This window comes from Pseudomonas azerbaijanoccidentalis (assembly GCF_019145495.1).
In the GTDB taxonomy this organism is placed as follows: domain Bacteria; phylum Pseudomonadota; class Gammaproteobacteria; order Pseudomonadales; family Pseudomonadaceae; genus Aquipseudomonas; species Aquipseudomonas azerbaijanoccidentalis.
The window spans coordinates 1,414,162-1,428,710 of sequence record NZ_JAHSTU010000001.1 but is presented as its reverse complement, the minus strand read 5'-3'; the positions used below and the strand labels follow the sequence as shown (position 1 = coordinate 1,428,710).

Genomic DNA, 14,549 nt, shown 5'->3' with positions numbered 1-14,549 from the left:
CTGAATAAAAAATATGCATTTTAAGGGGTGCCTTCCCTGTAGCCCGCGGCAGGAAAGGACCAAGCCTATTTATTATGCAAACAATTTATCAGGCGCACCCGATATCTGATTTTTAATCATATTAGGTTATTCCTAAAAAGAATTTCACTGAGGTTTTTTATGCGAATAGCATGAAAACCGAAGCTGACGCATGGCATTTCTGGCCATGTTCTTTATGAGGAAGGAAGCCTGATGACTGAAAAGACCTTCGATCCATCGAGCGCCAGCAGCTCGTTTTCCGTCAACAAGGCTGCTCGCCACACGGGTGAGCTACAGGGCGCGTCGAGGCTGTTGCCCAATTGGGTGCGCAACTGGCGGACGCCTGAAGTGTTGCTGCGTTTGCTCAGCCCGATCGCGCTGTTGTTGTTATGGGAACTGGCGTCGCAAGCCGGTCTGATTCCGCAACGTGTCATTGCGGCGCCTTCGCAGATTGGCGGCACGCTCTGGGCGATGATCGCCTCTGGCGAACTGGGCAAGCATTTGCTGGTGTCACTGCAACGGGCGCTGGTGGGCCTGAGTATCGGCGTCAGCATTGGTGTGGTTGCGGCGCTGATCAGCGGGCTGTCCAAGCGCGGCGAGGTGATACTCGATTCACCGCTGCAAATGCTGCGCACCATTCCTTCGCTGGCGCTGGTGCCGCTGTTCATCCTCTGGTTCGGCATCGGCGAATTCACCAAGATTGCGCTGATCGTGACCGGCACGACTTTCCCGGTGTACCTGAACCTGTTCGCCGGCATCCGCAACATCGACCCTAAACTGATCGAAGCCGCCAACACCCTGGGGCTCAATCGTCGCGAACTGATCTGGCACGTGATTCTGCCGGGCTCCTTGCCTTCCTTCTTTGTCGGCCTGCGTTATTCGCTGGGGATTTCCTGGCTGGCGCTGGTGTTCGTCGAACAAATCAACACCACCGCCGGCATCGGCTTCCTGGCCAGTGATGCGCGGGACTTCATGCGCACCGACGTGATCGTGATCTGCCTGCTGATTTACAGCGTCCTCGGTCTGTTGATCGATGGTCTGATCCGTACGCTGGAACGTTTTGCCCTGGCCTGGCGCCCATCTTTTGTGAGGAATTGATATGTCGAGCATCGATCTTTTGAACACGACCAAACCCGCACATTCGCCAGCGCCGGTACAACTGCGCAACGTCGTGCGCCAGTTCGGCGAGCAGCGGGTCATCGACGGCCTGGACCTGGATATTGCCCCCGGCGAATTTGTCGCGTTGCTGGGCGCCAGCGGTTCGGGCAAGACCACGCTGCTGCGTAGCCTGGCCGGGCTCGACAGTATCGACAGTGGTCAGTTGTTGGTACCGAAGGCGAGGGCGGCGGTGTTTCAAGAGCCGCGTCTGATGCCTTGGAAACGCGCCTGGAAAAACGTGATTCTCGGCCTGCACATCCCGGACGCCAAAGCTCGCGCAGTGCAGGCGTTAACGGAAGTGGGGCTGGCGCATCGGCTCGAAGCCTATCCCGCCACGCTTTCTGGCGGGGAAGCGCAACGCGTGGCGCTGGCCCGAGGTCTGGTCCGCGAACCGAAACTGCTGTTGCTGGATGAACCGTTCGCCGCACTCGATGCGTTGACCCGCATTCGCATGCATCGGCTGATCATCGAATTGTGGCGCAAACACACGCCGGCAGTGTTGCTGGTGACCCATGACGTCGATGAAGCCATCCTGCTGGCCGACCGGGTCATCGTGCTGGCCAACGGCAAGATCGCCGATCAATTGACCATCGATCTGCCCCGCGCCCGAGACACCGGTCAGGAAGGTTTCCAGGCCATCCGCGCGCGGCTGCTGAGCCTGTTGGGTGTTGAAGTGGATACCGCTGCGGCCGCTGAGCGCCGGGCACCGAATGCATCGATCCGGCGTTTCGCCCATGGCTGATTACGCTTTGATCCAGGGAGGGTCCGCCATGTCGCTTCGCGTTTGGAAACCTGCTGCGGTGTTGCTCTCGGGCATCGCGCTGCTGCTCAGCGGTTGCGGTGAAACGGTCGACAACAAAGCGGCTTCCACCGCGCAGTCCGACCTGTCCGGCGTGACGCTGGTGCTGGGCGATCAGGCCAAAGGCTTGCGCACGGTGGTTGAGGCAGCGAATGCGCTGGAGGGTATCGACTACAAGATCGAGTGGGCGAATTTCCAGGGCGCGGCGCCATTGTTCGAAGCCTTGCGCGCCGGCGCCGTCGACCTTGCGCCCGCCGGTGATACGCCGGTGCTAGCGGCTGCCACCGGCGGCACACCGTTGCGCATCGTTGCCGTGCGGCGCAGCCAATCCAGAGGCATTGCGATTCTGGTGCCCGCTGATTCGCCCATCCATGACGTGGCGGACCTCACAGGCCGCAACGTGGTGGTGTCGTCGGCCCGCGGCAGCATTTCCCAGTACCTGCTGATTCGCGCATTGGCCAATGCCGGGGTCGACGAGAAAGACGTCAACGTTGGTTTCGTCCTGCCGACCGACGCACTGGCGGCCTTCAATGCCGGCAAGATCGAAGCCTGGGCCACGTTCGGTATCTATCAGGCGTTTGCCGAGCAGCAGGGCGCACGGGTGTTGATCAGCGGCGAGGGCATCAACACCGGGCTGACGTTTATTACCGCTTCGGACGAAGCGCTCACTGACCCGCTCAAGCGCAAGGCGCTCAGCGACGTGTTGCAGCGTTTCGCCAAGGCGTTCGAGTGGTCCAGGCAAAACCCTGACGAGTACGCGCGGGTGTTTGCCAAGGTCAACGACATACCGCTGGACGTCTCGCAACGCCTGCGCAGTTGGGGCGACGAATCGCTGCTGCCGCTCGAACAGCGGGATGTCCAGGCCTTGCAGCAAGTCGATGATCTGTTCGTGGCCAAGAACATCTTTCCCCATCGCGTCGACGTGGAAGAGCTCACGGACACCGAGGTGTTTTCCGCAACGCCGTTGACCGTGACGCAGTCCGGCGCCGCGCGATAGTCCGGGTTGCGGCGTGCGTTCAATCTGAAGCCTTACAGGAGTCTAACAATGGGCAATGTCCAGAGCGCCACCCGTGCCCTAGAGGTGTTCCAACGCCCGCTACCCGGTGGCGAACTGCTCGACATCGGTCGGGTGTTCCGCGAACCCCTGGGGTTGTCGCGGCTGCACAGCACACCCCAGCGCGTGTTGAGCCGTCGTGAAGTGGTTTTGTTGGGGGTGTTCGCGCTGGTGTTGCATGGCGCGGTGATTGTCTGGGTCAACCAGGCACCGACGCCGCCACTGCCCGTGGTACCGCCGGAGATTCCGCCGATGACCATCGAGTTTTCGCAACCGGCACCACCCGTGGTGGTCCCGCCACCGCCGGAGCCGATCCCGCAGCCGGTGGTCGAACCACCACCGCCGGTGGAGGATGAGCTGGCCGTGAAACCACCACCGCCCAAACCGGTTCCCAAGCCCAAGCCGGTGGTCAAGCCTGTGCCCAAACCCGTGGCAAAACCGGTGGAACAGCCACCGGCACCGCCTGCACCGCCACAACCGGTTGCCGCGCCAGCTGCACCCGCGCCGCCTGCGCCAAAACCGGTGACGCCGGCCTCGGCCAGCGCCGCTTACTTGAAGAACCCGGCACCGGAATACCCGTCGCTGGCAATGCGTCGCGGCTGGGAAGGCACGGTGTTGTTGCGGGTGCATGTATTGGCCAGCGGCAAACCGGGGGAAATCCAGATCCAGAAAAGCAGTGGCCGCGATCAACTTGATGACGCGGCGCTGGCAGCGGTCAAGCGCTGGAGTTTCGTACCGGCCAAGCAGGGCGATGTCGCCCAGGACGGCTGGGTCAGCGTGCCGATCGATTTCAAAATCAAATAACTGAACCCTACTGAAAGACATCGCGGGCTACCTGACACAAGGCGCATCGCTACAACCGATCCAATGCCTTGCTGGAGAGCCTGACCATGAACCTGATTGCATCCCCGTTTGAATCCATCGAACACGCCGTCATCTGGCTGTTGATCCTCTTTTCCGTCGCGACCTGGGGCCTGGCCTTGCTCAAGGGCGTGCAGTTCACTCGCTTGAAGACGCAAGACCGCAAGTTCCATAAACAATTCTGGGCCGCTTCCAGCCTCGATTCCGCCGCCGAACTTGCCCATAACCAGCCCGGTGCGGCGGCCCGCGTGGCGCTGGCCGGTTATGCGGCGATTCAGGTCAGCGAGCAGCACGGCAGCGACAGTCAGAGCACCGACCTGAGCCAGTCGATCAACCATCAAGACCGTCTCGAACGCGCCCTGCGCCAGCAGATTGTCCGTGAGCGGCGTTCCTTGGAAACCGGTTTGGCGATCCTCGCCAGTATCGGCAGCACGTCACCTTTCATCGGCCTGTTCGGGACAGTGTGGGGCATCATGTCGGCGCTTAAGGGAATCAGTGCGGCGGGCTCGGCGAGCCTGGAAACCGTGGCCGGGCCGATCGGTGCAGCCCTGGTCGCTACGGGTGTCGGCATCGCCGTCGCGGTGCCGGCAGTACTGGTTTACAACTACTTCCTGCGTCGCCTGAAACTGACCGCCGCCGATCTGGATGACTTTGCCCACGACTTTTACAGCCTGGCGCAGAAGCATTCGTTCCGTGTGCTGTTGCACCCGGTGTTGAGCAAGTCCGGCGCGACCGTCGCCGGCCAGAAAATCAAGGAGGCGTCCTGATATGGCCTTCTCAACCCAAGACAGCGATGAAGTACTCAGCGAAATCAACGTCACGCCGCTGGTGGACGTCATGTTGGTGCTGCTGGTGGTGTTCATCGTCACTGCGCCGCTGCTGACCAACGCCATACCGATCAACCTGCCAAAAACCGAAGCGGTGGCACCGGTGGAACAAAAAGATCCGCTGGTGGTGAGCATCGACGACAAGGGCAAAGTGTTCATCAACAAGGACGAGATCCAGCCTGACTTGCTGGAAACCAACCTCAAGGCAGCCAAGACCAAAGACGCTGAAGTGCGCGTGCAGTTGCAGGCGGATAACGGGGTTAACTACGGTGAAGTGGCGCGGGCGATGGCGTCGATTGAGCGGGCGGGGATTACCAAATTGTCGGTGATTACGGCGAAGTGAGGGGGCCCCGGGTTCTGGTAAAACAGCGGCGCGCAAGCCAGCCAAGCGCCGCTGTTATGAAATGATCACGCGTTAAGCCCTCTCTGAACAGAAGGCTCGTCCTCGGTCCCAAAGGACTCTCGGGTTAAATCAGATACCCAGCCGCCTGCCCAAGGTTGTTGTCCTGTGCGCCAGCCACCAGGTGCAGCGGAATAACCGGCTGTTGGTGTTCCAGTGACGGGATTTCAAAACTACCCACGATCTGAAGCTGTCGCTCGCCCAACCCGGTCGCCTCCAACTCTTTTGCCTTGGCCATTCTCGCGTGGTTCGCTGCGATTTCATTGAGAGTTGACACGTTACATCTCCGGTGACTGACCAAGCGTTTCGCTGGAGTCCTTAAGCATTAGTTTGAGGTGCTGCCGTGTCAGAATTATGTCATTCCGGGCAGCGACGCTCCGCCTGTGCAAGCCGTAAGCCAGACACGGGTATGAATGGCGCCCCGTGATTTGCTTTGCGACGAAAGGTTGTGCAACGCCTGTGGCCCGGCTATATCCGGCCACTACCGCGGCGGCCGCAACGGTAATGTTGACGGTAGCAGACGGCCGGTGAGTTGCCAGAAAGCCCAACCTTTCAGATTGGGCTGTTTCAGCATTGGAACATCGTCGAACAGGAAGGCTGTGTTATTGGTCTTTTTCGCAGTTGACCATCCATGCCACACCAAACTTGTCGACCAGCATGCCGAAGCGAGCCGCCCAGAACGTGGCCTCCAATGGCATCTCGACTTTGCCACCCTCGGCCAGCGCGTTAAACACTCGATCGGCTTCGGCGACGCTGTCGACATTCAACGAAATTGAGCAGCCGCTCATGCCTGGGGTCGGACGGTCTGGGGTGGTGTCCGAGGCCATCAGCATTTGATCGCCAACTTTCAGGCAGGTGTGGATGATCAGGTGGTGGTGTTCTTTGGGCACATGCTCGGCGGCAGGCGTTTCGCCGAAACTCATCATTGCTTCGAGTTTGCCTTGCAGAGCTTGCGCGTAGAAGGTGAACGCGGCTTTGCAGTCGCCGTTGAAGATAAGGTAGGGATTGATTTTCATGGTTCTGCTCCCGGTCAATGGAGGTGCACATCGGATCTGACATCGTTTGGCGCGATGAATTCTGATGGGGCTGACCGGGGACAGCAAAGCGCTAAAACGCGGCGGCTGCCTGAATATTGTTAGATGATTTTTCGATAGTTCGGGCGATGCTTATGGCTTCGCCTGTGCGACGGGGCGCCAGTAAGCGCTCGATGGCGCCACTCACCAGGTTCTCCAGCAACTCATTGTGTTCTTGCTCGTCCAGTGCGTGGGTGGTCAGCCAACTGGGCGCGCTGTTGAGCAGCGAGGCAATGGCATGCCCGGCGGCCAGTTGTCCTGATTCACTGAAGCGCGAACGGGCGCCGAGCACCACCAACAAGGTGCGCTCGTACTGCTCGCGCAGTTGCTGAACCCGTGCCTGCTGCTCTTCATTGAGGCAGCCGCTGTCGCGCTCGACCAAGCGAAAATGCCAGGGCATGTCGCGGTGCAGATTGAGGTGGGCGCGGATCACGTGGTTGAGTCGGTCCCGTTTCGCCGGGGCCTTTTGTTTGATGCGTCCCAGCGTTGCCAGCAACTCTTCGTAGAACTCTTCGATCAGGTCCAGCAGCAGGTGCTGTTTGCTCGGGTAATGGTGATACAACGAGCCCGGGGACAGCCCCAGGCACGTCGCGAGCTCGCGCATGCCGACCTGGCCGAAACCCTTGCAGGCGAACAGCTCCAGCACCTTGTCCCGATATTCGGCGAAACGCGAGCAACGCTCAGGCATAGGCATGGAAGCCGCGCCCCGTTTTGCGTCCCAGGTAACCGGCGGCGACCATTTCCTTGAGCAGTGGCGCCGGGCGATATTTGCTGTCGTTAAAGCCTTCGTAGAACGCTTCCATGATTGCCAGCAGGGTGTCGAGGCCGATCAGGTCGGCCAGGGCCAGCGGGCCGATCGGCTGGTTGCAGCCAAGGCGCATGCCGGCGTCGATGTCTTCGGCGCTGGCCAGGCCTTCCTGAAACACCAGAATCGCTTCGTTGATCATCGGCACCAAAATCCGGTTGACCACAAACCCCGGGCGGTTGCCGGCGGTGATCGCGGTTTTGCCCAGGGTGGTTGCCATGTCCAGCGCCAGGGCGTGGGTGGCGTCGCTGGTCTGCAGGCCGCGAATGACTTCGATCAGGCCCATCACCGGTACCGGGTTGAAGAAGTGCAGGCCGATGAAGCGCTCAGGCTGGCTGACACTGGCAGCGAGTTGGGTGATCGACAGCGACGAAGTGTTGGAGGCGATCACGCACTCGGCGCTGACCTGCGCGGCAATCTGTTGCAGCACCCGCAGTTTCAGGTCGAGATTCTCGGTGGCGGCTTCGATGACCAACTGCGCGTTGTGCAGGCTGCTGTAATCGGTGCTGGTGCGGATCTTGTCGAGGGCGGCGTTCTTTTGCTCGGCGGTCAGGGTTTCCTTGGCGATCTGCCGGTCAAGGTTTTTGCCGACCGTGGCGATGGCTTTTTGCAACGCGCTTTCAGAGATGTCGAGCAAGGTCACGTTGAACCCGGCGAGGGCGCAGACTTGCGCGATGCCGTTGCCCATGGTGCCGGCGCCGATCACGCCAATGTTTTGCAGATTCATGTTGCCATCCTTCCGATAAACCCTGCGATACCTTGGCCGCCGTGGCGGCCGAAAGCGTACTATTGCCGCGAGTCTAGAACCGGCAGGGCGGTTGTCCTATGCCGAAACTGTTCAACGGGGCTGATGTTTTTTGCCATTTCGGGTGATCGGGAGAGAAGCGTTCACATGCGGGAAAAGGATTCAGTGGCCGCCTACTTCGTGCAGGCAATGATCCATGGGCTGAGGGACGATCCGCAGCGCGTGCGTTCCGTGCTGGAACAGGCTGGCGTCGATCCGGCCGTGATGCAGCAGCCGTCGGCGCGGGTGCCGGCCAGTGCCTTCGCGGCGTTGTGGCTGATCCAGATCCGTGAGCTGAACGACGAGTTCTTCGGCCTCGACTCCCATGGCATGCCGCCCGGTGCGTTTGCGCTGATTTGCCGGGCATTGATTCAAGAGCCCGACCTGCACAAGGCCATGCGCCAGTGCCTGGCCAACTTCGCCCTGTTCTTGCGCGACTTTCGCGGCACGCTGACCGTGCGCGGCAAACGGGCGGTGATCAGTCTGGACACGCAATCGCACGACGACGATGCCAGTCGCTTCGGCGAAGAAACCTTCCTGGTACTGATGATCAGTTTGCTCTGTTGGCTGGGCGGCCGGCGCATCCCCATCGACCGTGCGGACTTTCGTCATGAACGCCTGTCACTGAGCGATGACCGGTTACTCTGGGGGCCCAACCTGACCTTCGGTGCCGAGCGCACCGAAATCGAATTCGCCAGCCACTACCTGCGTTTACCGGTGGTCCAGGACCTGGCTTCGCTGAAAGTATTCTTGCGCACCGCGCCGCAATGGCTGGTGATCCGTTTTCGCAATCAGCATGGCCTGGCGTCGCAAGTGCATCAACGCTTGCGCAACAGCCATTACAGCGCATGGCCGACGCTGCAGGCCTTTGCCCTGGAGCAACACCTGAGCCCCAGCACCTTTCGCCGGAAACTGGAACGTGAGGGCTGTTCTTACCAAGAGATCAAGGACGAAGTGCGACGGGGCGTGGCGTTCGAGCAACTGCGTGAAAGCCGAGCGAGTATCAGTGACATTGCCGAACAATTGGGGTTTCAGGAGCCAAGTGCGTTTCACCGGGCGTTCAAGAAATGGACGGGGGAGAGTCCGGGCCGGTATCGGGCGCGTTTTCAAAGCGGCGAAGCGAATTTTCTGACAGAGGCTTCTGATTCGTTGGGCGACTGATGTTTTTGCCGGTGTCGGCCTGTACATTCGAGGCCTGCTCTCGCTGCCAAAAACTGCTGAAACAAGGATTTTGTGTTCATGGAACTGGAACCGGTCGACGTCACCCACGGCGAAACAAAAGTTGAACCCACCACACAACTCTCACGACACCGCTATGCCCAATTGAGCCAAGGCTTGTTATGGCTCAATGAGCGAGCCTGGCCGTTGGGCGGCAGTGTTTTGCTGATTGCCGGGATTTACTTGTTCCAGTACATCCAGGTCGAAAAAATACCCTTGAGCATCACGTCTTCGGCCGTGGTGGCGGCACTGCCGGCGATGTTCGCCATGCTGGTGTTCGTGATCGCGATGCTGGGGGCGTTGATCGTCATGCCGGCGTTCATTCTCTTTCACCGCTTGAATGATGCCGGCGAGCGGCTGAGTGACCACTTGAGTTTTGATCGGGGCAAGTCCGCACTGTCGCCTCTGCATCGACGCCTGATAATGCATTGGTTATATGGGGTGTTGCTGCTGGGGCTTTTCGTCTGGTTGATCGGTGCGCTCGCGTCCTATGGCTACAACAGTGGCGGGTGGATTCTCGGGCTGGTGGTGTTGGGAATCGCCACGTTGCTGGGGCATGCCTGGATGATCACGCGGGTCTGGAAAACCAGGGTTTCCTTAGAGTTCTGGTTTGCCTGTGTGATGTCGGCATTCATTCAATGGGTCGCGATCCTCAATGTCACGGTGGTGGTTGCCCGTAGCGTCAGCGAGTACGTCGAAGATGTCTGGCTGTTTATCCCGTTCATGTTTCTTGAGCTGGTGTTGCTGTGGTTGATCCAGCTGGGCGGTGCTTATTTTGTTGTGGTTGTGCGTCGCCATGAGCACCCGGTCGCACATTCGGCGCTGGTGGCGATGGTGGTCATCTTTGTTGTGGGGCTCATCCCGCAGACGAGTGCCAAATTGGCCGGCGTGACCTTGCAGTTGCCATCCTCCGGTGCGCGCAATTGCACGGTCATGACCTGGGCACCCAGCACCCAGCTACTGGACGCGATCAAGGACCCGGGCAATCCCGGCAGCAGTATCCGCCTGCGTCTACTGGCCGAAGCGGATGGTATGTACATCGTTCGTCCCTGGCGAGCTGAAGCCAAGGCCGTGCAGTTCGTACCCCGCAGCAGTGTGACGGGTATCGATGAGTGTGCGCCGGAACCTCAGGAATCCTGAGCGCTGCGTGCCACGGTCGGTCCGGCCATTTGCGATGGCTTGGCTTTCATCAAGCCATCGAGCGCCTGACGATACTGGGAACCGCCCAGGCTCATGCTGTTGTTGTGCGTACCGCCGGGGATCAGCAACAGGCGTTTGGGCTGGTTGGCCGCATTGAACAGTTGCTGGCTGAACCGCGATGGCATGAACTGATCGGCCAGGCCGTGGACGACCAACAGAGGCATGTCGATGTCGACGATCTTGTCGATGGAGTCGAACTTCTGCGACAGCAGCCAGCGTACCGGCAGCCAGTTCACCGGCAGATTGTTGCCGGCCACTTCCGCCACGGCATCGCCCAGGGAGGTGAAAGTGGACTCGATCACCAGACCACGCACCGGTACCGGGTCATGGTTTTTTTGGGCTTGGGCGGCCAGGTCTGCCGCAAGATCGATGGCGACCGCGCCGCCGAGCGAGTGGCCGTAGATCAAGCGCTTGTTGGCATCGGGTTGCATGAGCGTGAAGCGCTCCCAAGCGGCCCGGGCATCTTCGTAGACGCTGGCTTCCGAGGGCAGGTCGCCTTTGCTTTGGCCAAACCCGCGGTAGTCGATGGCCAGCACCGAGTAACCCATGGCGCGCAACTGCTCGATACGGAACGCCTGGCCGGTGAGGTTCCAGCGCACACCGTGCAGGTAAAGAATCGACGGTGCATCACGCCGAGCCGCCGGCCACCACCAGGCATGCAGGTTTTGTCCGGCCTTGAAGCTGGCGGGTTTGATGTCGATTTCCTGGACGTCCTGCGGCAAGCCGCGGTACCAGCCGGCGGTGCCCGGCTCGATACGAAACAGCAACTCACGCTCCTTGTATTGGAGCGCGCCGCAACCCACGGGCAGGCCGACGACCAGCGCGGCCATGCACAGCAGCGGCAGCCAGCGTCGGCGCAAACGTGTGAGGAGGGCAGTGGGCATCGGTTGTTTCACCAGCACGGACATGAAGTTCGCGTTTTAGCAGATGTGTGACGGCGAGGGGAACAATTTCGACCTGTGGGGGTGGCGCTTGCTTGCGATGGCGGTGTATCAGTCGACGCTGCTGTTGAATGTGCTTCCGTCATCGCGAGCAGGCTCGCTCCCACAGGGGAGTTGCGTAGGTCAATTGCTGCGGGTCAGTCCACCCGCAACACGATCTTGCCGATGTGATCGCCGCCCTCCATGCGTGCATGGGCTCGGGCTGCCTCGGTCAGGGGATAAACCTCGTCGATCATCGGCAGGCAACGAGTGGCCGCCAGCACCGGCCACACGTGTTCACGCAGTTGTTGAGCGATCTCGGCTTTTTCTTCCCGGGTGCGTGAGCGCAAGAGCGAGCCGGTGACCGAAGCGCGTTTGGCCATGATCGCCAGCAGGTCGATGTCCTTGGCCACGGCGCCACCGAGGAAACCCAGCATCACCAACCGACCTTCAAAGGCAAGGGCTTTGACGTTATTGTTGAGGTATGAACCGCCCATGATGTCGAGCACCACGTTCACGCCTTGGCCTGCGGTTTGTTCGAGAATCGCCTGGGCAAAATCCTGCTCGCGATAATTGATTGCCGTGGCGCCCAACTCGCGAATCACCGCACACTTTTCTTCGCTGCCCGCCGTGGCGAACGCCTCGATGCCGAACTCGCGGCAGAGCATCAACGCGGTGGTGCCGATGCCGCTGGTGCCGCCATGAATCAACACCCGTTGACCCTTGCGCGCGCCACCCATCTCGAACAGGTTGGCCCACACGGTGAAGAAAGTTTCCGGGATCGCTGCAGCCTGTACCCAATCCAGACCATCGGGAATCGGCAGGGCCTGACTGGCCGGCACGACACAATACTGCGCGTAACCGCCGCCGTTGGTCAGAGCGCACACGTTGTCGCCGATCACGAAGTCGCTGACACCTGCGCCCACCCCGACCACTTCACCGGCCACTTCCAGGCCAGGGATCGGGTTCATGCCCGGTTTCATCGGGTACTGGCCGGCGCGTTGAAGCACGTCGGGGCGATTGACCCCGGCGGCGTGGACGCGAATCAGCACTTCGCCGGCGCCGGCCGTGGGAACAGGCACCTGATGCGGTTGCAGGACTTCGGGGCCACCGGGCTCGTCAATTTCAATCTGAGTCATGGTTTGGGGAAGAGACATGTTGGATACCTTTGGGGATGAGGAGTGATTTTTCATGCGGTGGTGGGTCGGGTGCAGGCATGTTCATTGGGTTGGGCCAGCAGGCGCATCGCCAGTTCCAGCAACAGCGCGACAACAATCGCCCCGGCCGCGATCACGAACATCAACTCGTGGTGCCCGCCACTGGCATTGAACAATGCCGAATAAGCAAACCCGGCGATTGCCTGGAACGTGGCAAAGGAAACGGTGGCTCGGCTCCAGGCGATCTGCTGTTGACGGTGCTCGGGGATCAGCTCATGAACCCGTGCCAATGCCAGGGGCACGATGCCCGGCGGAAAGGAACCGATGATCACGGCCAGCAATGCCAGGGCGGTGAATGAACTGGACATCGACAACAGGCCGACCGCGATTGCCTGCACCCCCAGCACCAGACGAATGCCACGCTTGGCCCCGAGGTGATCCGCCAAAAAACCATAACTGACCGGGCCGATAATGGCGCCAATGCCATACATCACCCAAATCAGCGCCCCGAGGTGTTGCCCGGCGCCGAGCCCGCGAGTCACGTAGTCCACCAGAAACATCATCGCCGGCACCAGGCCCGTCGCCATGAACGCGTATTGGGCAAACAGCAGATACACACCGGGAGGGGTGGCGGCCTTGACCGGCGGAGCCGCTGTTTCAGGTACTGCAGTCGACGGCCAGCCGAACCAGCTTGCCGCCGTCAAAATCAGCGCCAACAGACCGAGGCCGAGCCAGGTTTGCTGTAACCCCAGGCTCAGCAGAGGCGGAACAATGGTCCCCGAGCCGGCAATGCCCAACCCGAGGCCGAGAAAAATTGCGCCACTGGCCAAGCCTTTGCGCGAGGCCGGTACGTGGGGCAGCACGGTGGCTGCGACCAACACCATGATCGCTCCTCCGGCAATGCCGGACAGCAAGCGCCAGCCGAAGAACCAACTGACCGATAGCGGAAAGGCACACGCGAAAAACGACATCGTCACCGCGAGCATCATCAATCGCAGTGCGGTTTTGTTCGATGTAGCACGGGCGAGCGGGCGACCCGTCAGCGCACCAACCAGATAGCCCACCAGGTTGGCGGCGCCGAGGTACACCACGTCGCTGGCGGAAAACCAGTGGGCCTGGATCAATGAAGGAATCAGCGGCGTGTAGGCAAAACGCGCCAGGCCAATACTGACCAGACTGGCGCAGAGACCGGCAAAGATTGGCAGCCAGATGCCTTGGCGTGAGGTGGGCGTGGGGCTGAGCATGGGAGCTCTCCTGATGGTTTCTCAATGGCCCCCAGCTTATCCAGATTGGCTGTTGCGATAATGCAGCGATTTCGCGCTATTGTGATGCGTAAATGCATCACGGGGAGAACCCTATGAATTGGGATGACGCACGGGTGTTTCTGGCGGTGTGCCGCGAATCGACACTCAGGGGCGCGGCGCGGGTGCTTGGGGTGGATCAGGCCACCGTCGGACGACGGATCACGTCGCTGGAAAAATCCTTGAGCGCGACGCTGTTTCTGCGCACCTCCGAGGGGTACGCGCTGACGGCTGTCGGTGAAGCAGCATTGAAAGCCGTGGAGAAGATGGAAACCTCGGCGCTGGAGCTTGAGCGGCGCATTCAAGGCCTGGATGATCGGTTGACCGGGACTGTCCGGGTCACCACCACGGACTCGCTGGCCATCGATTTTTTGATCCCGGCCATCGCACGCCTGCATCAACAGCACCCCGATGTGCGGGTGCAACTGGACGCCTCGACGCAAATCCTCAGTCTGGCCAAGCGCGAGGCCGATATCGCCGTGCGCAATACCCGGCCGGAAAACCCCGACCTGATCGCCCGACGGATCGCCCGTTGGCCATTGGGTTTGTTCGCTTCGCAAGCTTACGTCGACGCGCATGGCATCCCGGAGCCGGGGATGGCGTTCGAGGGGCATGACCTGGTGGTGTATCAGCCGTATGTGCAGGCCGGGAAGGACATAACGCTGGTGGGCGAACCGATTGGACGCGGGCGGATTGTCTCCAGCCTGAGTTCAAGTTTGCTGGTGCGACGGTCCATCGCTGCGGGCATCGGGATTGGCGAGACTCCGGTGCACATGGGCGAGCTGGACGGGTTGGTCAGGCTGTGGCCGGAGCGTACGAAGCCGGTGCCCTATGACATCTGGCTGGTGACCCATGCCGATTTGCGCCATACCGCCAGGGTGCGGGTGGTGATTGACGAGATTGTGGCGGGGTTTTCCGGGACCGGTGAGTGAAAAGATCGCAGCCTCGCTTTGGCTCGACAGCTCCTACAGAGA

Annotated in this window: 16 protein-coding genes; 9 read left to right on the top strand and 7 right to left on the bottom strand. The window is 60.7% G+C overall.

Annotated elements, in window-relative coordinates; translation table 11 throughout:
* The first annotated feature begins 231 nt into the window (after positions 1-231).
* The 6 genes from KVG88_RS06160 to KVG88_RS06135 all read left to right on the top strand — a co-directional run bounded on the left by KVG88_RS06160 (position 232) and on the right by KVG88_RS06135 (position 5,060).
* Positions 232-1,116, top strand: coding sequence for an ABC transporter permease (locus KVG88_RS06160; RefSeq protein ID WP_150704947.1), 885 nt, complete (start codon positions 232-234; stop codon positions 1,114-1,116).
* A 1-nt stretch (position 1,117) separates the two neighbouring features.
* Positions 1,118-1,918, top strand: a complete 801-nt coding sequence (locus KVG88_RS06155) for an ABC transporter ATP-binding protein (protein WP_150704948.1) — start codon at positions 1,118-1,120, stop codon at positions 1,916-1,918.
* Positions 1,919-1,946: 28 nt separating this feature from the next.
* Positions 1,947-2,972, top strand: a complete 1,026-nt coding sequence (locus KVG88_RS06150) for an ABC transporter substrate-binding protein (protein ID WP_217870689.1) — start codon at positions 1,947-1,949, stop codon at positions 2,970-2,972.
* Positions 2,973-3,020: 48 nt separating this feature from the next.
* On the top strand, positions 3,021-3,833 hold the full coding sequence (locus KVG88_RS06145; protein WP_217870688.1) for an energy transducer TonB: 813 nt from the start codon (positions 3,021-3,023) through the stop codon (positions 3,831-3,833).
* An 86-nt stretch (positions 3,834-3,919) separates the two neighbouring features.
* On the top strand, positions 3,920-4,657 hold the full coding sequence (locus KVG88_RS06140) for a MotA/TolQ/ExbB proton channel family protein (RefSeq protein WP_217870687.1): 738 nt from the start codon (positions 3,920-3,922) through the stop codon (positions 4,655-4,657).
* A gap of 1 nt (position 4,658) precedes the next feature.
* Positions 4,659-5,060 carry an ExbD/TolR family protein gene (locus tag KVG88_RS06135; protein ID WP_150704952.1) on the top strand — a complete coding sequence of 134 codons (402 nt, stop codon included), beginning with the start codon at positions 4,659-4,661 and terminating at the stop codon, positions 5,058-5,060.
* 124 nt (positions 5,061-5,184) lie between these two features.
* On the opposite strand, the gene KVG88_RS06130 is transcribed toward KVG88_RS06135, so the two are convergent.
* The 4 genes from KVG88_RS06130 to KVG88_RS06115 form a co-directional block, all read right to left on the bottom strand.
* Positions 5,185-5,394, bottom strand: a complete 210-nt coding sequence (locus tag KVG88_RS06130) for a hypothetical protein (RefSeq protein WP_150704953.1) — start codon at positions 5,392-5,394, stop codon at positions 5,185-5,187.
* A gap of 325 nt (positions 5,395-5,719) precedes the next feature.
* Positions 5,720-6,133, bottom strand: a complete 414-nt coding sequence (locus KVG88_RS06125; RefSeq protein WP_150704954.1) for a VOC family protein — start codon at positions 6,131-6,133, stop codon at positions 5,720-5,722.
* A gap of 91 nt (positions 6,134-6,224) precedes the next feature.
* Positions 6,225-6,884 carry a TetR/AcrR family transcriptional regulator gene (locus KVG88_RS06120; RefSeq protein WP_217870686.1) on the bottom strand — a complete coding sequence of 220 codons (660 nt, stop codon included), beginning with the start codon at positions 6,882-6,884 and terminating at the stop codon, positions 6,225-6,227.
* Positions 6,871-7,722: a 3-hydroxybutyryl-CoA dehydrogenase gene (locus tag KVG88_RS06115; protein ID WP_217870685.1), complete on the bottom strand. Its 852-nt coding sequence runs from the start codon at positions 7,720-7,722 to the stop codon at positions 6,871-6,873. The genes KVG88_RS06120 and KVG88_RS06115 overlap by 14 nt, the downstream gene beginning before the upstream one ends.
* A 165-nt stretch (positions 7,723-7,887) precedes the next feature.
* Between KVG88_RS06115 and KVG88_RS06110 the strand changes: the two genes are divergently transcribed.
* Together KVG88_RS06110 and KVG88_RS06105 are read left to right on the top strand one after the other, a co-directional pair.
* Complete coding sequence (locus tag KVG88_RS06110; protein ID WP_217870684.1) at positions 7,888-8,940, top strand: AraC family transcriptional regulator; 1,053 nt, start codon at positions 7,888-7,890, stop codon at positions 8,938-8,940.
* Positions 8,941-9,018: 78 nt separating this feature from the next.
* Positions 9,019-10,137: a hypothetical protein gene (locus KVG88_RS06105; protein WP_217870683.1), complete on the top strand. Its 1,119-nt coding sequence runs from the start codon at positions 9,019-9,021 to the stop codon at positions 10,135-10,137.
* On the opposite strand, the gene KVG88_RS06100 is transcribed toward KVG88_RS06105, so the two are convergent.
* The 3 genes from KVG88_RS06100 to KVG88_RS06090 form a co-directional block, all read right to left on the bottom strand.
* On the bottom strand, positions 10,125-11,081 hold the full coding sequence (locus KVG88_RS06100) for an alpha/beta hydrolase (protein ID WP_217870682.1): 957 nt from the start codon (positions 11,079-11,081) through the stop codon (positions 10,125-10,127). The two genes, KVG88_RS06105 and KVG88_RS06100, sit on opposite strands and share 13 nt — an antisense overlap.
* Positions 11,082-11,275: 194 nt before the next feature.
* Entirely contained in the window at positions 11,276-12,274 is a 999-nt protein-coding gene (locus tag KVG88_RS06095; protein WP_217870681.1) for an NAD(P)H-quinone oxidoreductase, read from the bottom strand.
* Positions 12,275-12,306: 32 nt separating this feature from the next.
* Positions 12,307-13,518, bottom strand: a complete 1,212-nt coding sequence (locus KVG88_RS06090; protein ID WP_217870680.1) for a YbfB/YjiJ family MFS transporter — start codon at positions 13,516-13,518, stop codon at positions 12,307-12,309.
* A gap of 113 nt (positions 13,519-13,631) precedes the next feature.
* Between KVG88_RS06090 and KVG88_RS06085 the strand changes: the two genes are divergently transcribed.
* Positions 13,632-14,507: a LysR family transcriptional regulator gene (locus KVG88_RS06085; protein WP_217870679.1), complete on the top strand. Its 876-nt coding sequence runs from the start codon at positions 13,632-13,634 to the stop codon at positions 14,505-14,507.
* Positions 14,508-14,549: the final 42 nt, after the last annotated feature.

Excerpts from the sequence above, each read along its gene's own strand:
- KVG88_RS06090 (WP_217870680.1), bottom strand. The coding sequence starts at position 13,518 with ATGCTCAGCCCCACGCCCACCTCACGCCAAGGCATCTGGCTGCCAATC.
- KVG88_RS06120 (WP_217870686.1), bottom strand. The coding sequence starts at position 6,884 with ATGCCTATGCCTGAGCGTTGCTCGCGTTTCGCCGAATATCGGGACAAG.
- KVG88_RS06140 (WP_217870687.1), top strand. The coding sequence starts at position 3,920 with ATGAACCTGATTGCATCCCCGTTTGAATCCATCGAACACGCCGTCATC.
- KVG88_RS06085 (WP_217870679.1), top strand. The coding sequence starts at position 13,632 with ATGAATTGGGATGACGCACGGGTGTTTCTGGCGGTGTGCCGCGAATCG.
- KVG88_RS06110 (WP_217870684.1), top strand. The coding sequence starts at position 7,888 with ATGCGGGAAAAGGATTCAGTGGCCGCCTACTTCGTGCAGGCAATGATC.
- KVG88_RS06155 (WP_150704948.1), top strand. The coding sequence starts at position 1,118 with ATGTCGAGCATCGATCTTTTGAACACGACCAAACCCGCACATTCGCCA.
- KVG88_RS06125 (WP_150704954.1), bottom strand. The coding sequence starts at position 6,133 with ATGAAAATCAATCCCTACCTTATCTTCAACGGCGACTGCAAAGCCGCG.
- KVG88_RS06160 (WP_150704947.1), top strand. The coding sequence starts at position 232 with ATGACTGAAAAGACCTTCGATCCATCGAGCGCCAGCAGCTCGTTTTCC.
- KVG88_RS06135 (WP_150704952.1), top strand. The coding sequence starts at position 4,659 with ATGGCCTTCTCAACCCAAGACAGCGATGAAGTACTCAGCGAAATCAAC.
- KVG88_RS06095 (WP_217870681.1), bottom strand. The coding sequence starts at position 12,274 with ATGTCTCTTCCCCAAACCATGACTCAGATTGAAATTGACGAGCCCGGT.
- KVG88_RS06100 (WP_217870682.1), bottom strand. The coding sequence starts at position 11,081 with ATGCCCACTGCCCTCCTCACACGTTTGCGCCGACGCTGGCTGCCGCTG.
- KVG88_RS06115 (WP_217870685.1), bottom strand. The coding sequence starts at position 7,722 with ATGAATCTGCAAAACATTGGCGTGATCGGCGCCGGCACCATGGGCAAC.
- KVG88_RS06145 (WP_217870688.1), top strand. The coding sequence starts at position 3,021 with ATGGGCAATGTCCAGAGCGCCACCCGTGCCCTAGAGGTGTTCCAACGC.
- KVG88_RS06150 (WP_217870689.1), top strand. The coding sequence starts at position 1,947 with ATGTCGCTTCGCGTTTGGAAACCTGCTGCGGTGTTGCTCTCGGGCATC.
- KVG88_RS06105 (WP_217870683.1), top strand. The coding sequence starts at position 9,019 with ATGGAACTGGAACCGGTCGACGTCACCCACGGCGAAACAAAAGTTGAA.